Origin of the sequence: Polaribacter sp. SA4-10 (assembly GCF_002163835.1) — a bacterium.
Taxonomy (GTDB): domain Bacteria; phylum Bacteroidota; class Bacteroidia; order Flavobacteriales; family Flavobacteriaceae; genus Polaribacter.
The window spans coordinates 102892-127544 of record NZ_CP019331.1 but is presented as its reverse complement, the minus strand read 5'-3'; the positions used below and the strand labels follow the sequence as shown (position 1 = coordinate 127544).

At 31.1% G+C, this 24653-nt stretch carries 24 protein-coding genes and 1 pseudogene; 16 read left to right on the top strand and 9 right to left on the bottom strand.

The window, feature by feature from the left end; all coding sequences use genetic code 11:
* Nucleotides 1–76: 76 nt before the first annotated feature.
* The 3 genes from BTO04_RS00620 to BTO04_RS00610 all read left to right on the top strand — a co-directional run bounded on the left by BTO04_RS00620 (nt 77) and on the right by BTO04_RS00610 (nt 1945).
* The gene (locus BTO04_RS00620; RefSeq protein ID WP_087562646.1) at nt 77–424 is read left to right on the top strand and encodes a hypothetical protein; all 348 of its coding nucleotides are present in this window, start codon (nt 77–79) and stop codon (nt 422–424) included.
* 78 nt (nt 425–502) lie between these two features.
* On the top strand, nt 503–829 hold the full coding sequence (locus tag BTO04_RS00615) for a hypothetical protein (RefSeq protein WP_087562645.1): 327 nt from the start codon (nt 503–505) through the stop codon (nt 827–829).
* Between the two features lie 90 nt (nt 830–919).
* Nucleotides 920–1945 carry a proline iminopeptidase-family hydrolase gene (locus BTO04_RS00610; RefSeq protein ID WP_232455922.1) on the top strand — a complete coding sequence of 342 codons (1026 nt, stop codon included), beginning with the start codon at nt 920–922 and terminating at the stop codon, nt 1943–1945.
* A gap of 298 nt (nt 1946–2243) precedes the next feature.
* On the opposite strand, the gene BTO04_RS00605 is transcribed toward BTO04_RS00610, so the two are convergent.
* Entirely contained in the window at nt 2244–2756 is a 513-nt protein-coding gene (locus BTO04_RS00605) for a fasciclin domain-containing protein (RefSeq protein WP_087562644.1), read from the bottom strand.
* A 293-nt stretch (nt 2757–3049) separates the two neighbouring features.
* Here BTO04_RS00605 and BTO04_RS00600 point away from each other — a divergent pair, with 293 nt between their 5' ends.
* On the top strand, nt 3050–3262 hold the full coding sequence (locus BTO04_RS00600; protein WP_087562643.1) for a hypothetical protein: 213 nt from the start codon (nt 3050–3052) through the stop codon (nt 3260–3262).
* 231 nt (nt 3263–3493) lie between these two features.
* Nucleotides 3494–4390 (top strand): hypothetical protein, encoded by an 897-nt coding sequence (locus BTO04_RS00595; protein WP_198342087.1) that lies wholly within the window; start codon nt 3494–3496, stop codon nt 4388–4390.
* Between the two features lie 120 nt (nt 4391–4510).
* On the opposite strand, the gene BTO04_RS00590 is transcribed toward BTO04_RS00595, so the two are convergent.
* Both BTO04_RS00590 and BTO04_RS15115 read right to left on the bottom strand, forming a co-directional pair.
* A complete protein-coding gene (locus tag BTO04_RS00590) occupies nt 4511–4969 on the bottom strand; it encodes a helix-turn-helix domain-containing protein (RefSeq protein ID WP_087562641.1) in 459 nt (152 codons plus the stop codon).
* Nucleotides 4970–5273: 304 nt separating this feature from the next.
* Nucleotides 5274–5459 (bottom strand): hypothetical protein, encoded by a 186-nt coding sequence (locus BTO04_RS15115; RefSeq protein WP_157662398.1) that lies wholly within the window; start codon nt 5457–5459, stop codon nt 5274–5276.
* 581 nt (nt 5460–6040) lie between these two features.
* Between BTO04_RS15115 and BTO04_RS00585 the strand changes: the two genes are divergently transcribed.
* From BTO04_RS00585 to BTO04_RS00560, 6 genes are all read left to right on the top strand, one after another.
* Complete coding sequence (locus BTO04_RS00585; protein ID WP_087562640.1) at nt 6041–6622, top strand: DUF975 family protein; 582 nt, start codon at nt 6041–6043, stop codon at nt 6620–6622.
* 140 nt (nt 6623–6762) lie between these two features.
* On the top strand, nt 6763–8790 hold the full coding sequence (locus BTO04_RS00580; RefSeq protein ID WP_087562639.1) for an alkaline phosphatase family protein: 2028 nt from the start codon (nt 6763–6765) through the stop codon (nt 8788–8790).
* A 530-nt stretch (nt 8791–9320) separates the two neighbouring features.
* Entirely contained in the window at nt 9321–10415 is a 1095-nt protein-coding gene (locus BTO04_RS00575) for an acyltransferase (protein WP_087562638.1), read from the top strand.
* Between the two features lie 537 nt (nt 10416–10952).
* The gene (locus BTO04_RS00570; protein ID WP_087562637.1) at nt 10953–11288 is read left to right on the top strand and encodes a hypothetical protein; all 336 of its coding nucleotides are present in this window, start codon (nt 10953–10955) and stop codon (nt 11286–11288) included.
* A 4-nt stretch (nt 11289–11292) separates the two neighbouring features.
* Nucleotides 11293–11727, top strand: a complete 435-nt coding sequence (locus BTO04_RS00565) for a hypothetical protein (protein WP_157662397.1) — start codon at nt 11293–11295, stop codon at nt 11725–11727.
* Between the two features lie 157 nt (nt 11728–11884).
* A complete protein-coding gene (locus BTO04_RS00560) occupies nt 11885–13489 on the top strand; it encodes a T9SS type A sorting domain-containing protein (protein WP_087562635.1) in 1605 nt (534 codons plus the stop codon).
* 277 nt (nt 13490–13766) lie between these two features.
* Here the strand turns inward: BTO04_RS00560 and BTO04_RS00555 are convergent.
* Nucleotides 13767–14108: pseudogene (locus BTO04_RS00555) on the bottom strand (transposase); the annotation flags it as partial.
* Between the two features lie 58 nt (nt 14109–14166).
* A complete protein-coding gene (locus tag BTO04_RS00550) occupies nt 14167–14367 on the bottom strand; it encodes a hypothetical protein (protein WP_087562634.1) in 201 nt (66 codons plus the stop codon).
* 404 nt (nt 14368–14771) lie between these two features.
* Here BTO04_RS00550 and BTO04_RS00545 point away from each other — a divergent pair, with 404 nt between their 5' ends.
* Together BTO04_RS00545 and BTO04_RS00540 are read left to right on the top strand one after the other, a co-directional pair.
* Nucleotides 14772–15023 (top strand): type II toxin-antitoxin system ParD family antitoxin, encoded by a 252-nt coding sequence (locus BTO04_RS00545; RefSeq protein WP_087562633.1) that lies wholly within the window; start codon nt 14772–14774, stop codon nt 15021–15023.
* On the top strand, nt 15016–15315 hold the full coding sequence (locus BTO04_RS00540; RefSeq protein ID WP_087562632.1) for a type II toxin-antitoxin system RelE/ParE family toxin: 300 nt from the start codon (nt 15016–15018) through the stop codon (nt 15313–15315). Before BTO04_RS00545 ends, BTO04_RS00540 begins: the two co-directional genes overlap by 8 nt.
* Before the next feature lie 242 nt (nt 15316–15557).
* On the opposite strand, the gene BTO04_RS00535 is transcribed toward BTO04_RS00540, so the two are convergent.
* Both BTO04_RS00535 and BTO04_RS00530 read right to left on the bottom strand, forming a co-directional pair.
* A complete protein-coding gene (locus tag BTO04_RS00535) occupies nt 15558–16394 on the bottom strand; it encodes a sterol desaturase family protein (protein WP_087562631.1) in 837 nt (278 codons plus the stop codon).
* Between the two features lie 408 nt (nt 16395–16802).
* Complete coding sequence (locus tag BTO04_RS00530) at nt 16803–17327, bottom strand: YkgJ family cysteine cluster protein (protein WP_087562630.1); 525 nt, start codon at nt 17325–17327, stop codon at nt 16803–16805.
* An 88-nt stretch (nt 17328–17415) separates the two neighbouring features.
* Between BTO04_RS00530 and argS the strand changes: the two genes are divergently transcribed.
* The 3 genes from argS to BTO04_RS00515 all read left to right on the top strand — a co-directional run bounded on the left by argS (nt 17416) and on the right by BTO04_RS00515 (nt 21780).
* Nucleotides 17416–19191, top strand: a complete 1776-nt coding sequence (gene argS, locus BTO04_RS00525) for an arginine--tRNA ligase (protein ID WP_087562629.1) — start codon at nt 17416–17418, stop codon at nt 19189–19191.
* 224 nt (nt 19192–19415) lie between these two features.
* Nucleotides 19416–20804 carry a dihydrolipoyl dehydrogenase gene (lpdA, locus tag BTO04_RS00520; protein ID WP_087565286.1) on the top strand — a complete coding sequence of 463 codons (1389 nt, stop codon included), beginning with the start codon at nt 19416–19418 and terminating at the stop codon, nt 20802–20804.
* 373 nt (nt 20805–21177) lie between these two features.
* Complete coding sequence (locus tag BTO04_RS00515; RefSeq protein ID WP_087562628.1) at nt 21178–21780, top strand: hypothetical protein; 603 nt, start codon at nt 21178–21180, stop codon at nt 21778–21780.
* 352 nt (nt 21781–22132) lie between these two features.
* Here BTO04_RS00515 and rlmF read toward each other — a convergent pair whose 3' ends face one another.
* Together rlmF and bshC are read right to left on the bottom strand one after the other, a co-directional pair.
* Nucleotides 22133–23002 carry a 23S rRNA (adenine(1618)-N(6))-methyltransferase RlmF gene (gene rlmF, locus BTO04_RS00510; RefSeq protein ID WP_087562627.1) on the bottom strand — a complete coding sequence of 290 codons (870 nt, stop codon included), beginning with the start codon at nt 23000–23002 and terminating at the stop codon, nt 22133–22135.
* A 56-nt stretch (nt 23003–23058) separates the two neighbouring features.
* Entirely contained in the window at nt 23059–24651 is a 1593-nt protein-coding gene (gene bshC, locus BTO04_RS00505; RefSeq protein ID WP_087562626.1) for a bacillithiol biosynthesis cysteine-adding enzyme BshC, read from the bottom strand.
* Nucleotides 24652–24653 lie beyond the last annotated feature (2 nt).

Below are 24653 nucleotides of genomic sequence, written 5' to 3'. Positions count from 1 at the left end.
TCTAGACTATTTAATCGGTTTATTTTATAGTAGACCATTCAATATCAATTTAACACTCATTTAACTAAAACTAACTATGGCACTTATTAAGAATATTGGATTACAAGGCGTTGATATATACGTATCAACCCATACATCACGCCAGTGGAAACGCACTGGATTTTTAGGCATTAATAGAAAATTGGCTTGGCCCAATATGGGGAAATCGGGTGGTACAATACAGCCTGGCACTAGCCGATACAGTCAAGCGCAAAGAATTGAAAAAAGTAATGAAACTGTTTACGCATTGATTATCTCTCCTTCTTCGAATAAACTGATCTCTAAATGTATAATCACGCCACACGACCTTGCTGTTTTTGATGGAACCACTGTAAAGGTTGAGAGTAATTATACAGGCTTAACGGAACCACGTGAGGGATATTAATACGCAGCTTAGGATTTCTATTTACCTCAACAACAGAATACTTAAACCACTATCCAGCTTCTGAAACAACAGAAGTTTATGACCAAAGAAAACAGCTTCACAGCTTTGCCCCAAATAAAATTAAACGATTTTCTAAATGGTCAAGGTAAAATAACTCATTCTGCGGGAGAAAAAGAAAGTTATGCCTTTTTCGAAATGTTGTTTTGCCCAATAGACTCAAAAGAAAATATTGAAGTACTTGTAACATTAGAAGAAAACATAGCTACCGAATATCGAAAAAATGAGAAGGGTAAATTAAAATTGGAGTATATTGTTGAGCCATCTTCAATAGGTAATTTCCAAAAGGAACTTCATTCGTTCGTGGTAAATGAAGATGGAAAAGCTCAATTAATAGGCCTAAAATAAAAACGCTTAACAACAAAAGCTAAAATGCATGCCCAACCAACCTAACATTTTAGCCATCCGTTGTAAAACATTATCAGAAACCACTAACCAATGATAAAATTATTTAGAAAAATACAAGCCAACTTTATGACGAATAACAAAACTAGAAAACACTTTAAATTTACCTTTGAGAAAACTCCCATTGTTGTTATTGGCCTTTTAATTCTCTTTATTTCTGGTTGCGCTCCTTTTGAGAAACCAACAAATCCTTATTTAAAGGCTAAAAATGGATTTATACAAGTAGAGGGCGGAAAAATTTGGTATGCAATAACTGGAGGGGGCGACAACACCCCGTTACTACATCTTCATGGAGGACCTGGTGGCACAAGTAATTTTAACTTGTCAGAAATTGCCGATGAACGACCAGTAATAGTATTTGATCAATTAGGAAATGGACGGTCTGACCACCATAAAGATACTACGCTACTAAAAGTGCATAAGCTTGTTGAACAAGTACGTGCCATTAAAACTTCATTGAAATTGAATGAATTTTATTTATCTGGAGGATCTTGGGGTACTGCCTTGGCGCTCGAATACTATAATAAATATCCTGAAGGCATAAAAGGGCTTATATTTAATAGCCCCTATTTTAGCACTAAGATCTGGACTGACGATGCCGACATACTTGTAGCTGCATTGCCTGATTCTATTCAGTCTGCCATCCAAATTGCTGAAGCGGACAGCATTTTCAATACAGATTCATACGCCAACGCCAACAGCGTATTTGCAAAAAAACATGGAATGAGAACTGCATATAAACTACATCCATATGATACCTTAAAATACAAACGCGACTCATTTATATACAACTATATGTGGGGTCCGAGTGAGTTCACTTCAACTGGAACACTAAGAAATTACGACATACATCAAACCCTTAAAGACATAAGGGTGCCTGTATTATTTACTACTGGAGAATTTGATGAGGCTCGGCCACAGACTGTAAAGAAATTCAGTGATTTGGTGTCAAACTCTACAATGGTAGTAATTGAAGAAGCTGGGCATTTTACTTCTAATGATAATCGACCAGCGCTGATATTTGCCATAAAACAATTTTTGAAGAGTCAAAAGAAATAGAATTAAAAGAAAAATAACGAAAGTACAACACCATATAAAATTTACACTAACTTTAAATATAAATTGTAAAGCCAAAACAATCAATTAACATTTATGCTAAACTGAAAACCCTACTTATTTTAAGCCACACAAATCTTATACAATACCGTTGTGCTTCATTAAGACTAACCGCTGCCTAATGATAAGATTCTTTAGTAAAATTCATTGATGAAAAGAAATAGGAATTCTAGAAAAAAATAGAGCAATAAAAAGCCTCGAATTATCGAGGCTTTCATTTTTTATAACAAATAATTTGCACTTACTTAGGCATCGCTACAGTGTTTATTACATGAATTACACCATTACTACCCATCACATCTGTTGCAACAATTTCACTATAATTTCCATTTACGTCTTTCAACCAAATTTTTTCATCTTTTTGAATTACAGTCAACACTTGACCATTTAACGCTTTTAATTCTACCGTTCCATTACCTTTCTTTAAAGCATCTACAACATCAGTTGCAGTTATCTTACCAGATATTACATGATATGTTAAGATATTAGCTAATGCTTTTTGATTTTTTGCTTCTAATAGAGAACTTAATGCCTTCGAATCAATTTTTGCGAAAGCATCGTTGGTTGGAGCAAAAACCGTAAATGGTCCATCTCCTTGCAAAGCACCAACTAAATCTGCTGCTTTTAAAGCAGTTACTAATGTTGAAAAATCTTCGTTTCCAACCGCCACATCTACTATTGTTTCTTGTGCAGTAGCATTTTTAGATAAGGCTAAAGACATTGTAATTGTTAATAAAAGAACTAATTTTTTCATAATTTATTGTTTTTTTTAAGTTTTAATACTTCGTAAAGATAGCGAATATTTAATTATGTTTAACTTATTTAACTTTTTATTAAACAATTTTAACAATACTTCAATACACTAGACAAGAAATAACGAAACCACAATAGCGTGTATAACTAATTACTTGCTGTGGCTAAGGCAAAAGTCCTTCCCTGCTTTACACCATATAGTATTGCGGAAAAAGAAGCGTGTACTTTCATACAACTAGTTCTGCATAAACCGTTGTTGTAAATAATTTAGGAAAACCAAGAAACCAATAAAAAATGGCAAAATTTTTAGACACTACAGGTGTTTCATATCATTTAGAACAATTAAAAAAGAACACAGAAGGCCAACTGATTTTAATAAGGCCCTATTTTAAATTTCATAAAAGAGTAAAAGGTAATTTAGAGCATTTACATGTTCCAAAAAAAAATATCAGAATTATTTACCGAGAGAGTTTGCTTCAAGTAGAAGAAAAAAATTTGCGGAATTAAAAAAAGTAGTCCATATGGAAAATTTGTTGTTTGACCAGAAGATATTTCAAAACACATTTTGGAATAAAACTGTTTACAACAATGGCTATAAGTAATTGCTAGTTCTCGCCCACTTCTTTAAATTCTCGTGAACCTTCCTAGTTTGTGTTTTATTTACTAACTTTAGTGCTTAAGCCCATCCATTTTTCTTACACATAAGGATGTTAGGAAAATATATTAGAATGAATGTATATGAATTTATTAAATAAAATTTATCAAATTTTTCTATCTGAGTTCGCCAAAAGACGGATTGAAAAAACAATACTCTACGTTGCGTTATTTGGATTTTTTGTCCACTTAATTTTAATTTACTTATCAAAATTCAGCATCATTAATATTCTTCCAGAATCAGAATTATTTAATGATCCGGTATCTGCAATATACACCCCATTCTCTTTTATACTTATCTATGAAGTTTACTTGCTAATATATTATTTACCAAAATCTTTTACCACCTACATAACCAAACAATATGAAATAATAACACTTATTATTATTAGAAAGTTGTTTAAGGATTTATCTACAATTGAACTGTCGTCTGATTGGTTTGAAATTAAAGGTGATTTACAATTTACGTATGATATTTTGGCATCAATCATTCTTTTCTATCTAATTTTTCAGTTTCAAAAACAAGGAATGCTCAAATCACAGCAACAAAACCCTAATAAACCAAAAATTGTAAGATTCATTAATAGAAAAAAAATAATTGCCGTTGTTTTAGTTCCAATATTTTTTATAATGGCTTTAATTACACTTTTTAATTGGACATCAGGTGTTTCTTTTGCTTCAAATGTTTACCCTAGTTTTGAAATAATTAACAATCTATTCTTTGACGAATTTTTTACCGTTCTGATTTTAGTAGATGTTGTTCTACTATTAATTTCCTTCTTTTACACCGATAAATTTCATAAAATAATAAGAAATTCTGGATTTGTCGTTTCAACGATTTTAATCCGTATGTCATTCGGCGTAAACGGAATCATAAGTACAATTTTAATTGTATCAGCTGTTCTTTTTGGATTGGCAATAATAATAATTCACAACAAATATGAAAAAAATATTTTATCTAACAACGTATATGAAAAATAGAGATTTAGTTGCTTAACCAATAGAAAATAGATAAATTAAAGGTCAATGTAAAACCGAAAAACTAGTAAGTAAAACTGGCTACTTTTCAGATACAAGAACGTTGTAACTCATTAAAAATTCTTACTTATTTTTAAATTTCTTATAAATCATTTTTCTTTTCCATTCTTCTCCAAAAAAATCAAAAACATTAAGAGAGTAGATGCCCAATATTACTCCCCAAGAAAGCAGTATCCATAAAAAAATGATCCAATTGGATGCATCATTAATTGCAATAATAAAGGGAGCTACCAAACTTAAAACTGCAATTACAAGAAGTTTATAAAAGCCCTTAACATTTTGAACATATTCTTCTTCTTTTCTAATCTGCTCTATTTCCTGAGTCTTATCTGAATCAGTAATATTGATTTCAAAAACCGCTGCTAAAGATTTCAATGATTCTAAACCTGCATTCTCTCCATTTTCAATTCGCTGAATAGTTCTTATACTTAATCCACTCATTTCTGACAATTGATCTTGTGACCAATGTCTTTCCAATCTCATTTTTTTAATATCTCTTAAATTAATTGTTTTAGGGTTCATTATTTTAAAGGTTTTCAGTAGTATTTATTGTACAAAGATAGGTATATAACCTTTCTTTAGTTTGCAATTGATAAGACACCATTATGACGGCAATGTGACATTAATCTGACTCTAATATGAACAAAGTACAACACCGTAAATAATTTATGGTTGTGCTGCCCTACTTAAGAAAATCTTCGCGGATTCTCTTGTTGGTTTTTATTTAATAAATTAAGTGCTTACACGCGCAATAAACAATACCGCATGACATCATCACTACTTTGGCAGGAATGGCAAAAAATTTAGTACAATAGTAGATTTAAAACTAGTTGGCAGTAATTGCCCAGAACCCCAACTGAATTAATGACTGAGAAACAGCTTGTAATGGTAAAAAACAAGCGCCAATTAAGAGTGCAGCTATACATACAAAACCTACACCGCATAAAGAAAATTCGTTAGCCATTTTATATTCTTCTACAACAAAATAAGTCTGGCAATAAATAACGGACATTCTAATTCATTTAATTTTGAAGTTAGAGATGCTATGCAATAGCATGAAACTACATATTATTTATCTCAAATTCATTTTCAGGAACCTTCAGCACAAACCATATATGGTGTTCTATATCCATTAGAAATTCATTGAGTGCATAAAAGCAAAAAAAGGGTATAAATACGGTATATTTTAATACTTAAAACGAGTAAATTAGTACATTACCTTTTTAAAGAAAAAAGCTACTTTATTTAGGTATAAATAGTTCCATTTGGAACGCGAACATACTTTACTGTGAAAAAAAAAAGGAATATTTGCGGTAAACCTTATATCTAACTGCGATAACCCGCAAAATTTATATTTATCAACAATTATCTTTGCTTTCATAAAACAAATTGTTGTAAAGAATAAAACATCAATATATCCTACCAAATAGGTAAAATATATTGACATAAGCATATAAACACATTGGGGGCAAGTTAAAAACAAAAAATAGGTCTGAGAAAGCCCAAGGGCTAACCACTCAATGTGACAAAAAAAAAGGTGTATCTGAAAAACCATAAGAGTAGGAATAATAATAATAATAATAACAATATAGTATGAAAACAGAGAATCTAGTATTAATGCAAATGGCACGTGAATCTTTAAAGGAGAAATGGGGTCTTGCAATTGGAACATTCGTTGTATATATGTTAGTAATTGGTGCTATTCAGGCAACGACTGAATTTTTCCCACTTGCAGGTTTACTGTCATTAATTATCTCAGGTCCTATGGCGGTTGGAATTGCTATATTTTCAATAAATATTTCAAGGAATCAAGACGCAAGATTAGAGCAAATATTTCAAGGGTTTAATAATTTTGGCACTTCTTTAGGAGCTTACTTACTGATGCTTTTATTTATATTATTATGGACTCTTTTGTTAATAATCCCTGGTATTATTGCTGCATTATCTTATTCTATGACTTTTTATATTCTTGCTGATGATAATTCAATTGGGGCAATGGAAGCAATCGATAAAAGCAAAAAAATGATGGACGGATATAAATGGAAGTATTTCTGTTTAGGACTAAGGTTTATTGGATGGTCTTTACTTTGCATCCTCACATTAGGTATTGGTTTCCTTTGGTTATTACCTTATATGCAAGTAAGTATGGTGAAGTTCTATGATGATATAAAATAAAATCATATTATGCCTAAAAAAATATAAAACCAGGCAAAAATAATAGTCGTTTAATCGCAAAAACGAAAGTTAGTAAATATAAAAAAGGTCTGTGTTTAACCGAAAAATTAGTGCGTAAAAACCCGCTAACTTATTATTTTATGAAAAAACCATTTAATCGCATTATTACCATAATGTTTGAGAATCAGTACAGAAACTACGTGATTTCAAATCCTTTCTTAAAAAAGCTAGCTTCTGCTGGAGCAGATATGACCAATTACTTTGGTGCATTTCATCCTTCTCAAACAAATTATTTAGCTTCTTTGGCTGGTGAAGTATGTGGTGTTACCAATGACACACCACCCTCCTCACCGCTCTTGCAAGAAACTTTAGTAGATTTATTAGAAGAAAAAAACGTGAGCTGGAAAGCGTATATGGAAGCTTACCCAAACGAACCATGGAATCCCGCTTGGCAAAGCCCGAAGTATCCAGCCCAAGATCAACCCATTACTCAAAATCCTCCTGCTGGTGCTAAAGATCTATCAAGGTATTATCGCAAACACAATGCATTTGCTTCGTTTCATAACGTTCAAAAAAAGGAAGCGCGATGGAATAAAATCGTAAGTGACGTGGATTTCTGGAAAGATGTTGCTAATGATTCTCTTCCTGAATATAGCTGGTTTACACCAGACATTTGGAACGATGGCCATTACCTTTACAATACGCATATCGATACCAACCCACGTACACAACTGGTTTCACAATTATCTACTTGGTTAGAGCATGTTTTTCTAGGAAACATTGCAACTACAAAAATCCAAGGAGGTTCAGAAACAGGTTTAAATAATATTGGCCTTAATTTAGATGTGGATTTGTTATTAAGCGATCCGAAAAAAGCTTGGGCACAATCTAATGTACCTAAGGGAACGCTAATTGTTGTCACATTTGATGAGGCCGATTATGATGCTATAGGGTATGACACCAGTTACGATGGTCCAAACCAAGTATACACGGTTCTTTTAGGAGATATGATTGAACCTGGAACTATTATTTCAACTCCATATAATCACTATAACCTTATTAAGACTGTTGAAGAAAATTATCAATTAGGCTCTTTAAATAAGAATGACCACGGTGCAAATTGGTTTCGTTTCTTATGGAACGAAGCCTTTGCTTGGAATGCTCCAGTAAACACCGGTTTCTCTGTGGGAAATGCGCTTGCCATTACCAATGAAACAGAAGGTGAACATATGGTATTTTCCAATGCTAGTGGACAATTATTTAGTAGTATCCTCAGCGCTTCAGGCTGGAACAACCCTAATAAACTAGGCATTATCACCCAAGGGAAAATTGCTCTAGCAACCATTGAAAACAAAACAATATTGGTACATATTGGCCCAAATGGAGAATTAATGAAGACCACTTACAACACGGTAAAAAAACAATGGTCTGAAACACGTTCTTTGCAACAAACCACATTAGGAAGTATTGCCTTAGCAACGTATTTAGACGTGGATACTGCGACAAATAAATGGATGCTATGTTGGGTAGCTGCGGATGGATTTATGCAATCAATGGAAGGGGGTTTTAATGGTTTTTCAGGGACAGTTGTCCCAGTAAATCAGCTAACAGACGGAGACATAACATTAGGACAAGTAGGGGCTGCTTTGTTACTAGTTTACAAAGAACGGAACACGCGTAAAATGAGAATAACCTCTTTTAATACTGCCTCATTTAATGCTATTGATGCCGTTGACTTCGATGGCAATCCTGCTCCAGAAAATAATACTACTTTGGCTCAGTGGTCAGTAACAGATTACACGGTAGGTCATTTTTCAAAGAAAATGGCAGCATTGGCCGATGAATATCAAAATTTGGGCCATATGGCGATGGCAACGTTGTCTGGAGAAATGCACCTGGTGCACCGCGGAGGGTATAAAGACCTATCGAATGCTTACACTGAAAAATTTGGGCTCACAGGTATTTACGCTGCAGCTAATGAATTATCCAATGGCTATGGCACACTAGACCAAGCTGGATGGACAAAAGAAGAGAAAATGACTGATGTAGCTATTCATACAAATAGTCCTGTTGCAATGTGTTCTAATGGAGCAGCGCTTACTTTAGTTTGGGCTGATGCTAATAGCAATACCATTAAACACATACAAGGAGCATATACAAACACTTAAACACTAAGGTGTAATTATATTGTAGTACACGTTCAAAGCAATCAAAAAAAGCCGCTAGCAAAAAATAACGGACATTCAATTTAATTTTGACGTTGGAGATGCTATGCAATAGCATGGAGCTACGTATTATTTAACTCAAATTCATTTTCAGGAACCTTCAGCACACACTATAAATGGTATTCTATATCCATTAGAAATTCACTGAGTGCATAAAAGCAAAAAAAAAGATATTAATACGCTATATTTTTATACTTAAAACAAGTACATTAGACCATTATTTTTTTAAAAAAAGAAGTTAATTTATTTAGGTATAAACATTTCCATTTGGAACCCGAGTATAAGTTACTATGAAAAAAAAAAAAACAGGAATATTTGAGGAAACCCACATGTATAATTGCGGTTTAACACAAAATTTATATTTACCAACAATTATCTTTGCTTTCATAAAACAAATTGTTAAAAAGCATAAAACTTCTGTTTATCCTGTTATTGTCCACAAGCTGAAAAGCGCCTGAACTAAAAAATAAAATATGACTGATAATAATAAAATATATTGGCTTAATAACCTTAAGTCTTTCATGGTCTTTTTAGTAGTCGTATTTCATGCTGGTGTTACGTATGACAAAGTTTCTATGTACTCTACGTTTTGGATAGTTTCTGATCCATTAAACAATGATTATCTTGGCATATTGCTCTTTATATTAGATATTTTTGTAATGTATACGTTTTTCTTTGTATCTGGATTTTTAGTGCCATTATCACTAAAAAATAAGACATATAAAAAATTTATAACATTGAAATTTAAACGGTTAATCATTCCTTGGTCAATAGCTGTTCTGACATTAATACCTCTCTACAAGATTATATATTTATATTCACGTAACATGCCCCAGGAAGATTGGACCACTTATTTTCATTGGAATTCAATATGGAATCAATCTTGGTTATGGTTTTTGCCTGTTTTATTCTTATTCAATATCATATACCTTATTTTCTCTAAAATAGACACTTCAAAAATTGAACTTAGCAAATTTCTTTTCTTTGTTCTTATTCTAGGTATGATATATTTGCTTGTAGTGCGTTATTTTAATCTTAGTACTTGGACAACATCAGCAATATTAACTTTTCAGAATAAGAGAATATTTATATTTTTTTTAGCTTTTTTAGTAGGATCACAAACTTTTAAGTTAAATACATTTAAATCAGATATAAGAAATAAGAAAATTGAGATGATTTGCCATATTATAGGATGGATAGCTATAACTATATATAGCGGAGTAGAAATATATAATTTAACAATCCCAGGTGATTCCCTACTTAGTAAATCAATAGATATACTGATAAATAGAGCAAGCTTTTTACTATCATTATCGTACCTGGTTTATTCTATGATTATTATTTTTAAACATTACTTAAACAGTAAAAGTAAAATATGGGATGAGCTTAATCGTAACTCCTATGGTATATACATAATTCATTTTATTATAATGGGTATAATAGCCTTGGGTTTGAAAGACATTGAAATGCCGGCAATAATTAAGTTTTTAACTTTGACAGTATCTACTTTTTTTACAAGTTACCTTATTGTTTATTCTTATAAAAAATTAAACAAGAAGATTAAATAATTAAACGCTAGAATTAAAACAATGTATTGATGGAAGAAAAACAAATTAGGAAGGAATTAGAAAGAACCTTAGCCAATGATCCTAGCAATTACAGTAAAATTCTAGATATAATCAAAACTAGCTGGTTTTGACTCAGAAACAGCTTGTGAAGGTGAAAAAAACGCCAAGTAAGAGTATCGCTATACATACAAAACCTACACAGCAAAAAGAAAATCCGTTAGTCATTTTATATTCTTCTACCACAAATAAGTATGGCAATAAATAACGGATATTCAATTTAATTTTAACGTTGGAGATGCTATTCAATAGCATGGAGCTCCGTATTATTTAACTCAAATTCATTTTTAGGAACCTTCAGTACACCCTATAAATGGCATTCTATGTCCATTAGAAATTCATTGAGTGCATAGAAACGTAAAAAACACGTATAAATACGCATAGATAGTATTACTTTTTCCTTTAAATTTGACATTATACATATTGTGTATATCAGCAATGATGATATACAATTGTTGTGTGTCATTAAAAACGAATTCTATGAAAATTGAAAAAGTAAAGAATTATAATAAATATAAAGATGCAAAATTTCAACCTTCTCAACACCATAGTACTATGGCAGATTTATATATAAATCAAATGAGAGATGCTTTAAAAAGTTATCACAAAAATGTATTGGTTGGAGATTATAATTATTTAACTGATAATGGAGCAAATCCAATTGAGGATGATTTTTATGAAGCATTAGCTTGGCAAGGTTTAAAAGACCAAAACGTTAAAGCATATATAGATTTATCTGACGCAAAAAAACTAGCTTTGAAAACAAGTTTAGAACAACATTACTCCTCAACAACTACAAACTGCCCAAATAATTAATATTATGAAAAAAATATTTATAAATATCTATTTGATTTTTATTACTATAAGTTGCTCAGCTCAAAATACGGTTAAAGACTCCTTATTTTTTGTTGACAACAATAATTATTTAGAGTTAAAAATTAATTATGAAAATAATCATAGATTTTTTTTTAAAAACGAAAAATTTATTACTTCAGCTTTTGAAGCAGGAATAAACAATGAAACAATGAATCATTTTGCACAATCTTATAAAACAAAAATTTTAAAGAAATTTAAGCCTAAAAAAACTTATGATATTAAAGAGTACTTAAATAATAATAGAAAAGAGTTAATTGATAGTACATCAAAAAAATATGATTCTTATAAATTATTATTACACTTTAATGAATTCAATGTATTCATTAAAAAAAATGAATCTTTTATAAAAGTTAAATATAGTACATCTTTATCGGAATAAATACAAACCACAACACGGTATATAAAAAATAGCAGTTAAGTGCAAACTACAAAGTTTGTGCTTTTCTACTATTTTTGTTCAAAGACTGAAAGTAATAGTATTTTTAATCTGCTACTTTTCATATACCAAGACGTTAGCAAAAATTAAAGCAAACATTATGAAAAGAAAATTACTTTTTTTAACATTATTGACTATTTATTTTAATTTAAAGGCACAAATACAAGTTTCAAATTTCACATACAACAGTGTTCAAAGTTCTAGTCCTGCATATCTTCAAGAGTTTAATAACGAAATTTTCTTTCCAGCAAGAAATGATGGTTCTGGTAGAGAATTATGGTCAAGTGATGGCACATCATCAAACACAAATTTAGTTATAGATATTGAGCCTGGTGAAACTGATGGTTTGACTACTTTTTATTCAACTGAACTTAATAATGAATTATTTTTTGTTGCAAAAAATAACTATGATTATTCTGGAGGTGAAATATGGAAGACTAATGGAACTGAAGTAGGCTCATCATTAGTAACTACTTACAATGGAAGACTATTTGGAATGACTTCGGTTGGAAATGATTTTTTTATGACAATAAAAACGGATGGCAATACCTTACAAATCTGGAAATCAGATGGTACGAGCTCAGGCACAGTATTAGTTAAAGATAACATCGCTTTAATGAATGTACCTACATTTCAAGGAAGTGTGAATAATATATTTTTTTTTACTATTCAAGTACCATCATCTAGTGACTCAAGAGTATGGAGAAGTGACGGTACTGATGCTGGAACTTTTGCGCTAACTGGAGAAATAGATGGTAATGGTTCTACAGGAAGTACTTCAGACTTGAGTCAGTATATAGAATACAACAACAAATTGTACTTTATTACTCGTTATTTTTTATATGAAACAGATGGAACAACTGGTGGAACAAACCAAGTTACAAGTGTGTGGAATGCTCAGAATAATCTTGTAACTTTTGGTGATGCAATCGAGTTAAATAATAAAATGTATTTTTCATTTTTCTCTAAAGGTTTAAAAAAATTATCTATTTATGAATCTGATGGCACTTCTTTTGGAACTTCAGAGATTTACACAGTAACTAATAGTCAATATTTCTATCCTTCATATTTAAATACATTTGGTGATAATTTAATTTTTTCTTCTGTTAATTCTAGTAATGGCACTTCACTTTTCTACCTAAATAGTAATACTAATTTGGTTTCTGAAGTCGTTGAAATAGATCAAAACCCTCAAGAACCAAGTATCAATCTAAGTAATTATATAGCGTTATCTATGGACCAGCTAAATGGTAATCTTTTTTTTGTTAGCTCACCTAAAGATACTAACTGGGAAAAAAAAGGTTGGATATTAGACATTACTTCTTCGACTCTAAATCCTATAGAAGAATTGGATAATTTAATTCATCTAGCATTTGGTCAAAAAATTGTTTACAATAATCACTTATATTATTCTAAAGATTATCAACTATGGAAATTTGACACTAATAGTTTGAGCATATCTTCACTTAATGGTATTGAAGAAATACAATTCTATCCAAACCCTGTATTAGAGTCTATTTCCTTTAATAAGCCAAATGATATTTCTCAAATTAAAATCTATGATTTAAATGGAAAGCTAGTTCTCAGAGAAAATATATACTCAAATAATAGTATAAATATAGAGAACTTAACTTCTGGAATTTATATCATTAAAATCTTTGGTAAGAATGGTAGTATAATGAACAGAAAACTAATAAAAAAATAACTTTTGCTAATAACTAAGCATATGGCGTGCCGATAAGCTAACGCTATATGCCTTGTTGACTGATCCATTGCTAAGGATAAGGGGGAAAACGTCAGTTTGGGCTTGGGTTTTAAAAGAAGTGTGACTGGGCAAAGGAGAGCGTTTTCAATATTTCTATTGCATACGAGCTATTTATGATCTATTTTTTTTAACTTTTAGTCCTTTTAGAGGGCATTTTAGGGGTCATTTTTTGAGTTTAGGCAGTAATATCCTGTATGGGCACATTGCCATTTCTTTATTACCTGTATTTCAATGATTTACGTCTTGCTATCTTTTTATACTCTTTTGGAGGACCTCTACTATCGAATGTTAACAGCGTGATTAAGACTCCTTTTTTACAACTTGGACAGCAACGATGTACCGATTTTTCTACCAAGACATACGCGTCTATCACATCTAAATCTTTATCGGCTAATTGAACCTGGAGTTGTGGTAACTTTTCCTTTTTCCAACTGCTACTTAAAAAACCGTAGTGCCGTATTCTTGTAAATCCTTTGGGTAAAATATGATTTTGAAAACGCTTTATAAAATCTTTTGTAGATAATGTCTGTGTTGTCTTTTTTCCTTGATTACGATACTGACCCGTCCTGAATAAAGGCTACATAATTTTAAACATTATTTACAGCAACAACAAAAAACTAAACTTCTTCAATTTCTGATGGCTTTTTATACCCTTGAAAAGGTTGTTTTAATAATTCTTTTAAAGAAGAATTTTTTATTTCATCCGTAAACGTATCCACTCCGTACACAATTTTCTCTCTGTCTAAGTGTAAATAATTGATTAAGGTACTTGTTGCTTTTCCGTTAATTGAAAAACTTTTTGTAAGTTTATAAATCAAAACTTGAAACTCAGGAACCCTTTCTAGCGCCGTTTCAACAATCGTTTTACTTTTTTTTGATACATAATAGTGAATTTTTAAATTTGTACCTTAAATTTAATGTATTTTGATATGCCGTGCAAAGCTTCCGAGGAACGAGGATTAGTTCAACAATGGCTATAATTAATACGGGTTTTGGTGCTTAATTCAAAGTTTAGGCATATTTACGTAATCGCCAAATCTTTTTGATTTGGCTTTATAATAAAAAAGATAAAACAAAATAAAAGGTTTTGGCTAAGTGCTTAATCGGAAATTAATCGCTTTTTAATTCCCGTACTAACTATAGCCGAGACGTTCTACGCAATTTGAGAAAAATTTTGCATTTATACCAATTTTTGGTATATTTGAATTAAATTAATCTTAAAATGAGCAAAAACACATCAATATCACTCGGGAATTATTTTGACCATTTCGTACAAAGTAGCATTAGTGAAGGACGATTTAAAAATGTTAGCGAAGTTATTCGTGCTGGATTAAGACTTTTAGAAGAGGAAGAAAGTAAAGTGATTGCTTTGAAAAATGCAATTCAAGAAGGAATTGACAGCGGAATTGCTCACGATTTTGACCCAAAAAAACATCTTGAATCATTAAAAGCGAAAAAACACTCGAATGCCTAATTATAAATTAACGAACAAAGCTGTTGCTGATTTATCTAAAATTTGGGAATACACATTTGAAGTTTGGTCGGAAAAACAAGCCGACAAATATTACGATGAACTAATTTCAAACTGTGAGGAAATTGCAGAAAACCAAGATTTAGGAAAGATTTATAAAGGAATTTCAAAGAAACTTTTGGGAATAAAATCAAATCGACATATAATATTCTACAGAACTCTAAACAAAGATTATGTTGAGATAACAAGAATATTGCACGAAAGAATGGATTTAAAAAAAAAAATAACTGAATAAAAACTGTGTAGAATAACTAAGCATATGACGTGCCGATAGGCTAACGTTATATGCCTTGTTGACTGATCCATTGCTAAGGATAAGGGGGAAAACGGCAGTTTAGGTTTGGGTTTTAAAATAGAAAAGGTAAAACAAAATGTAAAAATGTGGCTAAGTGCTAAACCGAAAATTAGTACTTTTAAATACGCTACGTTTCATACACTAACCGTTATCATCACTAATTTCACAGCAACAACAAAAAACTAAACCTCTTCAATTCCTGTTGGTTTTTTATATCCTTGAAAAGGTTGTTTTAATAATTCTTTTAAAGAAGAATTTTTTACTTCATCCGGAAACGTATCCACTCCGTACACAATTTTCTCTCTGTCTAAGTGCAAATAAGTTCCAAAAATACGATCCCAAATAGAAAAGATATTTCCATAATTAGAATCTGTATACGGCAACCTATTATGATGATGTACTTTGTGCATATCTGGAGAAATAATTACATAACTTAAAAGTTTATCCACCTTTGGTGCTATTTTAATATTTGCATGTGTAAACTGTGTTGCCACCAAAGACAGTGATTGGTATAAAAAGATAATGGCAATTGGCGTTCCTACTAAAAAAACACCTGCTAATGTAAATACAAAACGGATAACACTTTCTATTGGATGGTGTCTGTTTGCTGTTGTTGTATCTACCTTATGATCTGAGTGATGCACCAAATGAACCATCCAAAGTGGTTTTACTTTGTGCTCTGTATAATGTGCCAAATACGCGCCAAAAAAATCTAATAATAAAACACCTAAAACTACATACAACCACAACGGCATTTCTGGCAACCAATTTATAATTCCGAAGTTATTTTCTTGAACCCAATCAGCTGTATTTAACAATAAAAAAGCCAATCCGAAATTAATAATTACAGTTGTTAACGTAAAAAACAAATTAGGAAATGCATGCTTAAATTTTTTATAATCGAATTTAAATAACGGAATGGCACCTTCTAAAAGCCAAAAAAAAGTGATTCCGCCTACTAAAATTAAACTTCTATGCGAAGAAGGAATCGTTTCAAAATAGTTAATGATTGTTTCCAAGTTGATTTTATTTTCTACTAAAATAGTGAAATAAAATTACTCTTCTATTTATAGCAAAATCTCAAAAGATAAAATAACTACAGAAAAAGAAGGAACCAAGAAGTAGGCACTATCAATAAATTATGGATTCCTGTTAGTGTTTATATTGATTGCAATAGAAAGCTAGGAACGATAAAAGCATCTACTATAAATTTGTGTTTTGTTCAAAAATTTGACCGAAAAGATAGCTCATGGGTACCAACGCAATGTCACTTCGAGTGATTTTCGATTTTTTGAGAAAATTGTATCGAGAAGTTGTATCGAGAAAATTGTATCAAGAAGTTATTCGGCCCTAAAAATAGTTTTTTAAAACCTACTTTTCATTGGCTGATAAAATGCTACGATTAAGAAAAAGAATGTTTTTGGATTTTAACTTCTTACTTTTTTCTTATTATATTCATAAGGAATTCGCTTTTTTAAGGCTTCAACAATATTATATGCAGCAGGACAAACGGTGGTATTGTCTAACGTTAAATCTGTAATTTGAATAAATTTCTTACGATTTGTATGCGGATATTCTGCACATGCTTTTGGCCTAACATCATAAATAAAACACGTATTATCAGTTTCGTCAAAGAAAGTACACGGCGCTGTTTTTAGTACCATAAAATCATCTGAGTCTCTTAGTAAATATTGACTCTTAAAATCGACAACCTTCATTTTTAATTTCTTAGAAATACGCTCTGTATCTTTCTCTGTAAAGATCGGACTCGTAGTTTTACAACAATTACCACAGGTTAAACAATCTGTTTTTGCAAATTCTTTATCGTGCAATTCTTGCATTACATAATCCAAATTTTTTGGAGTCCTCTTTTTTAAATTCGCAAAATATTTTTTACTTTCTTTTTTTGCTTCTTCTGCTAATTCTGGGAGTTGTTCCAATCGTTTTTCCATGTTGCAAAAATACAATTAATAAGCTCCAAAAAGGGGCTATAAAAATAAATAAAAATGTGTAATTTTGCATTTCAATTTTTGAAACTAAATGAACATCCAAAACACCATAGAATCCAAAGTAAAAGAGGGATTTTTAGCGCTATATAATATTGAAATTCCAACGGTAGAATTTCAAGCAACAAGAAAAGAATTTGAAGGAGATATCACAGTAGTTGTATTCCCTTTGTTACGTTACAAAAAAGGAAATCCTGTTCAGATTGGTGAAGATTTAGGGAAATATGTTGTTGAAAACATACCCCAAATAACAAATTACAATGTTGTAAAAGGTTTTTTAAATTTAGTAATTGAGGATGCTTTTTATACCAATTTCTTCAATTCAGTTTTAGAGAACGCTTATTACGGATTTGTTGCTCCTTCTGCTGATGAAAAAGCAATGATGGTAGAATATTCATCGCCAAATACAAACAAGCCTTTGCATTTAGGGCATGTTCGTAATAATTTATTAGGATATTCTGTTGCAGAAATTATGAAAGCTTCAGGAAAAAAAGTCTATAAAACTCAGATTATTAACGATCGTGGAATTCATATCTGTAAATCGATGTTGGCTTGGGAAACCTATGGAAACGGAGAAACTCCGGAATCTACTGGCTTAAAAGGCGACAAATTAGTTGGTAATTATTATGTAAAATTTGACCAAGAATATAAAAAGGAGATTGCACAATTAATAGCTAAAGGAAAAACAGAAGAAGAAGCTAAAAAACAAGCACCTCTTTTAGTAGCAGCACAACAAATGCTTTTAAAATGGGAAGCTGGAGATGAAAAAGTTGTTGCACTTTGGAAAGAAATGAACGCTTGGGTTTATAGTGGTTTTGAGGTTACCTATAAAAATATGGGTGTAGATTTTGACACTCTATATTATGAAAGTAATACCTACTTATTAGGAAAAGATGTAGTTGCACAAGGGATAGAAAAAGGTGTTTTCTATAAAAAAGAAGATGGTTCTGTTTGGTGTGATTTAACAGCTGATGGTTTGGATGAAAAAATTGTGTTGCGTTCAGACGGAACAGCAGTTTATATGACGCAAGATATTGGTACCGCTATACAACGTGTAAAAGATTTTCCGGATGTTGGAGGAATGGTCTACACGGTTGGTAATGAGCAAGATTATCATTTTCAGGTATTGTTTTTAATCTTGAAAAAATTAGGTTTTGATTGGGCAAAACAATTGCATCATTTAAGTTACGGAATGGTAGATTTACCTTCTGGAAAAATGAAATCTAGAGAAGGAACGGTTGTAGATGCTGATGAATTAATGCTAGAAATGACAGCTACTGCTAAAGAGATTTCTGAGGAACTAGGAAAATTAGACGGGTATTCTGAAGAAGAGAAAAACGAATTGTATAAAACGATTGGTTTAGGTGCTTTAAAGTATTTTATTCTTAAAGTAGATCCTAAAAAGAGAATTTTATTCGATCCAAAATCTTCGGTAGATTTTCAAGGAAACACAGGTCCTTTTATACAGTATACCTATGCAAGAATTCAATCTATTATAAGAAAGGCAGCATTTGATTATTCAAAACCTGTTGTAATTGATTTACACGAAAAGGAGAAAGAATTATTAAAACAATTAGAGATTTATCCTGAAGCAATACAACAAGCTGCAACTAATTATTCGCCAGCAATTATTGCAAATTACACCTATGATTTGGTAAAAGAATTCAATTCTTTTTATCAGAATGTATCTATTTTAGGTGAAGAAGATCAAGATAAAAAAATATTTAGAGTACAGTTAGCTAAGAAAGTTGCTGACACCATAAAATCGGCATTTTCATTGTTAGGAATTCAGGTTCCAGAGAGAATGTAGAAATTGGTGAACAGTTACAGTATGTAGTTGGCAGTACGCATAAAAGTTAGTAGATTTGCTTGCGTTAGGGATTGAACGGTATGTTTGAGCTCTTTTTTAGTTGTTTGTTCGAGTACATTTGCTTTTTAGCAAATTTATATAGAGAACAAGACTAAAAAAAGCGAGTAGTGAAAGCCCGCTCGAACGCCCAAATTATAGAAACAAGAAAGACAAAAAACACAATTATGAAATACGACATTATTATTATTGGTAGTGGTCCTGGAGGATATGTTACAGGAATTAGAGCTTCTCAACTAGGCTTTAAAGTTGCCATTGTAGAAAAAGAAAGCTTAGGCGGAATTTGCTTAAACTGGGGATGTATTCCTACAAAAGCATTGTTAAAATCTGCGCAAGTTTATGATTACTTAAAACATGTTGATCAATATGGTTTAAAGGCAGAAGCAATTGATAAAGATTTTGACGCTGTTATAAAACGTAGTCGTGGTATTGCCAATGGAATGAGTAAAGGTGTTTCTTTCTTAATGAAGAAAAACAAAATTGATATTATTAACGGTTTTGGAAAAATAAAAACTGGTAAAAAAGTTGATGTTACCGCAGAAGATGGAACCGTAACTGAATATGCTGCTGATAACATAATTATTGCAACGGGTGCACGTTCTAGAGAATTACCAAACTTACCACAAGATGGTAAAAAAGTAATTGGTTATAGACAAGCAATGACATTGCCAAAACAACCAAAATCTATTATTATTGTAGGTTCTGGTGCTATTGGAGTTGAGTTTGCGCATTTTTATAATGCAATGGGAACAGCGGTTACTATTGTAGAGTTTATGCCAAACGTAGTTCCTGTAGAAGATATTGATGTTTCTAAACAATTTGAAAAATCAATTAAAAAAGCAGGAATTAAAGTAATGACAAATTCTTCTGTAGAGTCTGTTGATACTTCTGGTAAAGGTGTTGTTGCCACTGTAAAAACGAAAAAAGGAGAAATAAAATTAGAAGCAGATATCTTATTATCAGCCGTTGGAATTAAATCGAACATAGAAAATATAGGGTTAGAAGATGTTGGAATTATTGTTGACAGAGATAAAATCTTAGTAAGCGATTTTTACCAAACAAATATTCCTGGTTATTATGCAATTGGAGATATTGTTCCTGGACAAGCTTTAGCACATGTTGCTTCTGCAGAAGGAATTACTTGTGTTGAAAAATTAGCGGGTTTACATACAGAACCAATTGATTACGGAAACGTTCCTGGTTGTACGTATGCAACTCCAGAAATTGCATCTGTTGGTATGACAGAAGCAAAAGCCAAAGAAGCTGGTTACGAATTAAAAATTGGTAAATTTCCTTTTTCTGCATCTGGTAAAGCAACAGCAGCAGGAACTACTGATGGTTTTGTAAAAGTGATTTTTGATGCAAAATATGGTGAATGGTTAGGTTGCCATATGATTGGTGCTGGAGTTACAGATATGATTGCGGAAGCAGTTTTAGGACGTAAATTAGAAACTACAGGTCATGAAGTTTTAAAAACAATTCATCCACACCCAACAATGAGTGAAGCGGTTATGGAAGCAGTTGCAGCTGCTTATGATGAAGTAATTCATTTATAATCATTAGATTATTTTATTAAATATAATTAAATTTTTAACGATACAAATAGTTCGTTTATCTAAAACCGAAGCAAGTTGCTTCGGTTTTTTTTTTCTTTAAATTCAAAAAAGTAGGTGTCAATTTTCTTACTCCTTTTCTTATTTTAGTAGTAAAGAAAACTTAAACAGTAACTGACCGTCTAAAAAGAGATCGAAAATAACACTTGACTAGAAAATATTGATGTAGTTAAAAATCGAAAATAGAAGAGAAAAAGCAGGCAATTCTAAGTATAAAAAAACTGATAAATTGGTTTTAAAGACTGATGAATCTTTATTTGTGCTTATCAAGTAAGATTAAATAAATACCTTATTTTTAGCATCTATAAATACACCAATGATTACCAACAAAAAGTTATTCTTAAAAGAAATTCTAAAAGCACTTGTTAAATTAATTATTGCAGGAATTCTAATTGGGGTTTTAAAAAAACAGGATGCTATAATTGCTGTTCTTTTAATACTTAAAATAATTCACAATATTTATAAAGAAATCATACAACCAAAAACGAATAAGAATTGGTTGTTATTAGCTGGTATGTTATTAACTGGTTTTGGCGGCATTGTAGGTGAAACTTGGGGAGTTGCAAACGGTTATTGGGAATATCATGAAGTAACAAGAGAATTGCCTTTATGGTTGCCTTTTGCGTGGATGCTAGCATTCCATTATTTATATAAACTTGAGCGTAATTTAATTCCGTTATTAGTTAAACAAACACAAAAGAACAAAATTTTATTAGCTATACTTTTAGCCTTAATACTACCTGCTTTTGGAGAAGTAATTACAATTTACTTAGGCGTTTGGACGTATTATTGGCCTTACCAAATATTGGGAGTTCCTTTATATGCGTTTATTTGCTTGGTGTTTGTACACATGCTAGTCTACACCATTTTACACTTTATTTGTAAAAAGTATAAAATAAACGATATCGTTTTTAATTAGTCTCCTTTTTGTTATTGTAAATAATGAAGTACTCTTTTAATAAAAACTCAAACAATTTGTTATTCCTGCTTAGGTAGGAATCCATAAAAAACAAATAGTTATGAAAAAAAAGGGTGTAATTTATTTATAAGTGAAATTTAAATGCTGAAATAGCGGTGTTTAAACAAATGGAGTTTAGATTTCTGCCTTCGCAAGAATAACAATTTCAACGAAAACCCATTATCAGAAAATACTTTTAAAACGAATAAAAAAATAGACACATAAAAAACAGAAATACTGTTTTCTATGTGCCTATATATTAAATTTTATTGTGCAGTAATTCGCAATTGAAAAATCTAAAAAAAATAGCTTTTTAAAACCTCCAAGCAACAATTCTAGTTACTTTGTTCCCTTGGCTCATCGGAATAACTTTAAACTCCTTAGCACCTAACTTCTTAGAAGATTTTTCTAAACTTTTTACATTTTCTTTCTTAGAAACTAAACTTGTAAACCATTTACTACTTTTAGGAAACAAAGAGCTTTCATATAAATAGTTATGTAAGAATGCTTTTTCTCCACCAATGTACCAAAGTTCATTATTGTTTCCAGCAAAATTTCTAACAGCGTTATTCCCTAAATTTCTAGACTTTCTGCTATTTGCTCCTTGTGCTTCTTCTGCCGATTTATAGAATGGCGGATTACACATGGTTGCAGAAAAAGAATCTTTCTCGTTAATAATACCTTTTAAAATTAGCATCTCATCTTTTTGATGACGCAATTCAATTTTAGATTCAAATTTATTATCGTCTACAATATCTTGTGCCGAATCTAAAGACTCTAAATCGATATCCGTTCCTACAAAACTCCAATCATATTCAGAAACCCCTAACAAAGGATAAATACAACTAGCTCCTACGCCAATATCTAAGATTTTGATATCTTCTTTACTTTCTGATTCAGAAAGTAAGTCTGATAAATAATGAATATAATCTACTCTCCCAGGAATTGGAGGACATAAATTTTTATCAGGAAAATTCCAAGATGTAATCTTATAATGAGCAAGCAAAAGTGCTTTATTCAATTCCTTTACCCCTTTTGGATCAGAAAAATCAATAGACCTATTTCCATGAGAATTATCAATAATGAATTCCTTTAATGCAGGATTCGCTTTTACTAATTCTGGAAAATTGTAACCATTATTATGCTTACTATTTTTATGGAAAGTTTTATTTGTAGAATTCATAGCTGCAAAACTAATCTAAAAAGAACCAATTGTACTATTTAATTGAAAAATAACGCCTATAATTCTAAGATTGTAAATTCTAATTGCAAAGGTTTTAATACAGTTTTTAAAGAAGTGATAAATGAAGGTCCGTATTCTAAATAATATTCAGAAAAATTACGCTGCCTTTCCTCTAAACTTTGATTTGGCAATAACAGATTTTGAAGCTCCGTAATTCTTTCTACCAACTCTTTTTGTCTTCTTTTTTCTGCTTTCAACAAACGTTTTTCAAGGTTTTTTAATCCTTTTAACTGTTTTACTTCTTGTGCTTTTACAGCATTTCCAAAAGAAACATCTGTTTTTTCTGCAACAACTTTTAAATCTGAAAATTGTTGTTCTAAAAAAGTTGACTTTTCTTTAAAATTAATTTCTATACCCGAATTTTCTATTACTTTTTTAGATAATAAATCATGTTGTTTTAAAAATAGTTCTTCTAATGTAACCTCTAATTTATCTAATTTTTTCTGTTGCTTTTCTGAGATCACTTGCACAGAATTACGTAATAATAAAATAGGAAAAGGAATCTTTACTTTCTCAAAATAGGCTTTCAATTCAAACCAATACGCTATTTCTCCTCCTCCACCAACATAACAAAGGTTTGGCAAAATCACCTCTTGATACAATGGCCTCATAATTACATTTGGCGAAAAGGCTTTTGGGTTTTCATCTACTTCACGTAAAATTTCATCTTTAGAAAAAGTGATTTCTGTATTATTTACTTTGTAAATTCCGTTTTCTAAAAGGATGCGTTCTCTACTTTCATCAGTAAGATAAAACAAGTTAATTTCTCTGGGATTTACTTGAATTTTATAGTCTTTTTCTAATGCTGCTATTGTTTTAGAAACTTCATTAAATGAAGTTCCGTTTTCTAACTCATCTTTTACAATTGGCGCAAATAATTGCTTTAGTTTAGCATCATCACCATCAACAATTACCAAACCATATTCACCAAATAATTCATTTGCAATATAGCGTGTTGCTGCTGCTAAATTGTTGTGTTTTAAATAGGCCTCTGAAAATAATTGCTTCATAAAAGCTGCATTTTTAGAATTCCCTAAATGGTTAGAAAAAACGTCAAAAACGTCTTGTAATCCGTCTGTAGAAAAGCGTCCAACGGCTCCTCCATCTTCTCGATTCCAACGTACTTTTTTTCCATCAAAATTAAAATAATTGATTTCATCAAAATCATGATCTTCTGTTGCCATCCAATACACAGGAACAAAATTTTGTTCAGGAAATTTCTCTGATAATTCTTCGCTTAAATTAATAACAGAAATTATTTTATACAAAAAATACAAAGGTCCGGTAAACAAATTTAATTGATGCCCCGTTGTAATTGTAAATGTATTCTGCTGCTTTAAAGAGGCTAAATTAGCACTCGTTTTTTCAGATTTATGTACGTCTTGGTATTGCTTTTTTAAGGCATCAACTAAGGGTAATCTAGCTTGTAAACGAAACGATTTTTGTTTCTCTTCTATTTGGTTATGAAAACCAGTAATGTCTGGAAAGTTATTATAAAATGGCTGTATAACATCTTTTTTCTCTAAATAATGAAGCATTGTTTTAGAGAAAAATCCGGTTTTTTGAAATGGAATATGTGTTACTTTCATTC

Coding starts and splice junctions, on each gene's coding strand:
- BTO04_RS00615 (WP_087562645.1), top strand. CDS start 503: ATGACCAAAGAAAACAGCTTCACAGCTTTGCCCCAAATAAAATTAAAC.
- BTO04_RS00565 (WP_157662397.1), top strand. CDS start 11,293: ATGAAAAAAATATTTATAAATATCTATTTGATTTTTATTACTATAAGT.
- BTO04_RS00570 (WP_087562637.1), top strand. CDS start 10,953: ATGAAAATTGAAAAAGTAAAGAATTATAATAAATATAAAGATGCAAAA.
- BTO04_RS15115 (WP_157662398.1), bottom strand. CDS start 5,459: ATGTCCGTTATTTATTGCCAGACTTATTTTGTTGTAGAAGAATATAAA.
- BTO04_RS00590 (WP_087562641.1), bottom strand. CDS start 4,969: ATGAACCCTAAAACAATTAATTTAAGAGATATTAAAAAAATGAGATTG.
- BTO04_RS00515 (WP_087562628.1), top strand. CDS start 21,178: ATGATTACCAACAAAAAGTTATTCTTAAAAGAAATTCTAAAAGCACTT.
- bshC (WP_087562626.1), bottom strand. CDS start 24,651: ATGAAAGTAACACATATTCCATTTCAAAAAACCGGATTTTTCTCTAAA.
- BTO04_RS00595 (WP_198342087.1), top strand. CDS start 3,494: ATGAATTTATTAAATAAAATTTATCAAATTTTTCTATCTGAGTTCGCC.
- BTO04_RS00545 (WP_087562633.1), top strand. CDS start 14,772: ATGAGCAAAAACACATCAATATCACTCGGGAATTATTTTGACCATTTC.
- BTO04_RS00575 (WP_087562638.1), top strand. CDS start 9,321: ATGACTGATAATAATAAAATATATTGGCTTAATAACCTTAAGTCTTTC.
- BTO04_RS00605 (WP_087562644.1), bottom strand. CDS start 2,756: ATGAAAAAATTAGTTCTTTTATTAACAATTACAATGTCTTTAGCCTTA.
- BTO04_RS00580 (WP_087562639.1), top strand. CDS start 6,763: ATGAAAAAACCATTTAATCGCATTATTACCATAATGTTTGAGAATCAG.
- BTO04_RS00610 (WP_232455922.1), top strand. CDS start 920: ATGATAAAATTATTTAGAAAAATACAAGCCAACTTTATGACGAATAAC.
- argS (WP_087562629.1), top strand. CDS start 17,416: ATGAACATCCAAAACACCATAGAATCCAAAGTAAAAGAGGGATTTTTA.
- BTO04_RS00620 (WP_087562646.1), top strand. CDS start 77: ATGGCACTTATTAAGAATATTGGATTACAAGGCGTTGATATATACGTA.
- rlmF (WP_087562627.1), bottom strand. CDS start 23,002: ATGAATTCTACAAATAAAACTTTCCATAAAAATAGTAAGCATAATAAT.
- BTO04_RS00585 (WP_087562640.1), top strand. CDS start 6,041: ATGAAAACAGAGAATCTAGTATTAATGCAAATGGCACGTGAATCTTTA.
- BTO04_RS00530 (WP_087562630.1), bottom strand. CDS start 17,327: ATGGAAAAACGATTGGAACAACTCCCAGAATTAGCAGAAGAAGCAAAA.
- lpdA (WP_087565286.1), top strand. CDS start 19,416: ATGAAATACGACATTATTATTATTGGTAGTGGTCCTGGAGGATATGTT.
- BTO04_RS00560 (WP_087562635.1), top strand. CDS start 11,885: ATGAAAAGAAAATTACTTTTTTTAACATTATTGACTATTTATTTTAAT.
- BTO04_RS00600 (WP_087562643.1), top strand. CDS start 3,050: ATGGCAAAATTTTTAGACACTACAGGTGTTTCATATCATTTAGAACAA.
- BTO04_RS00540 (WP_087562632.1), top strand. CDS start 15,016: ATGCCTAATTATAAATTAACGAACAAAGCTGTTGCTGATTTATCTAAA.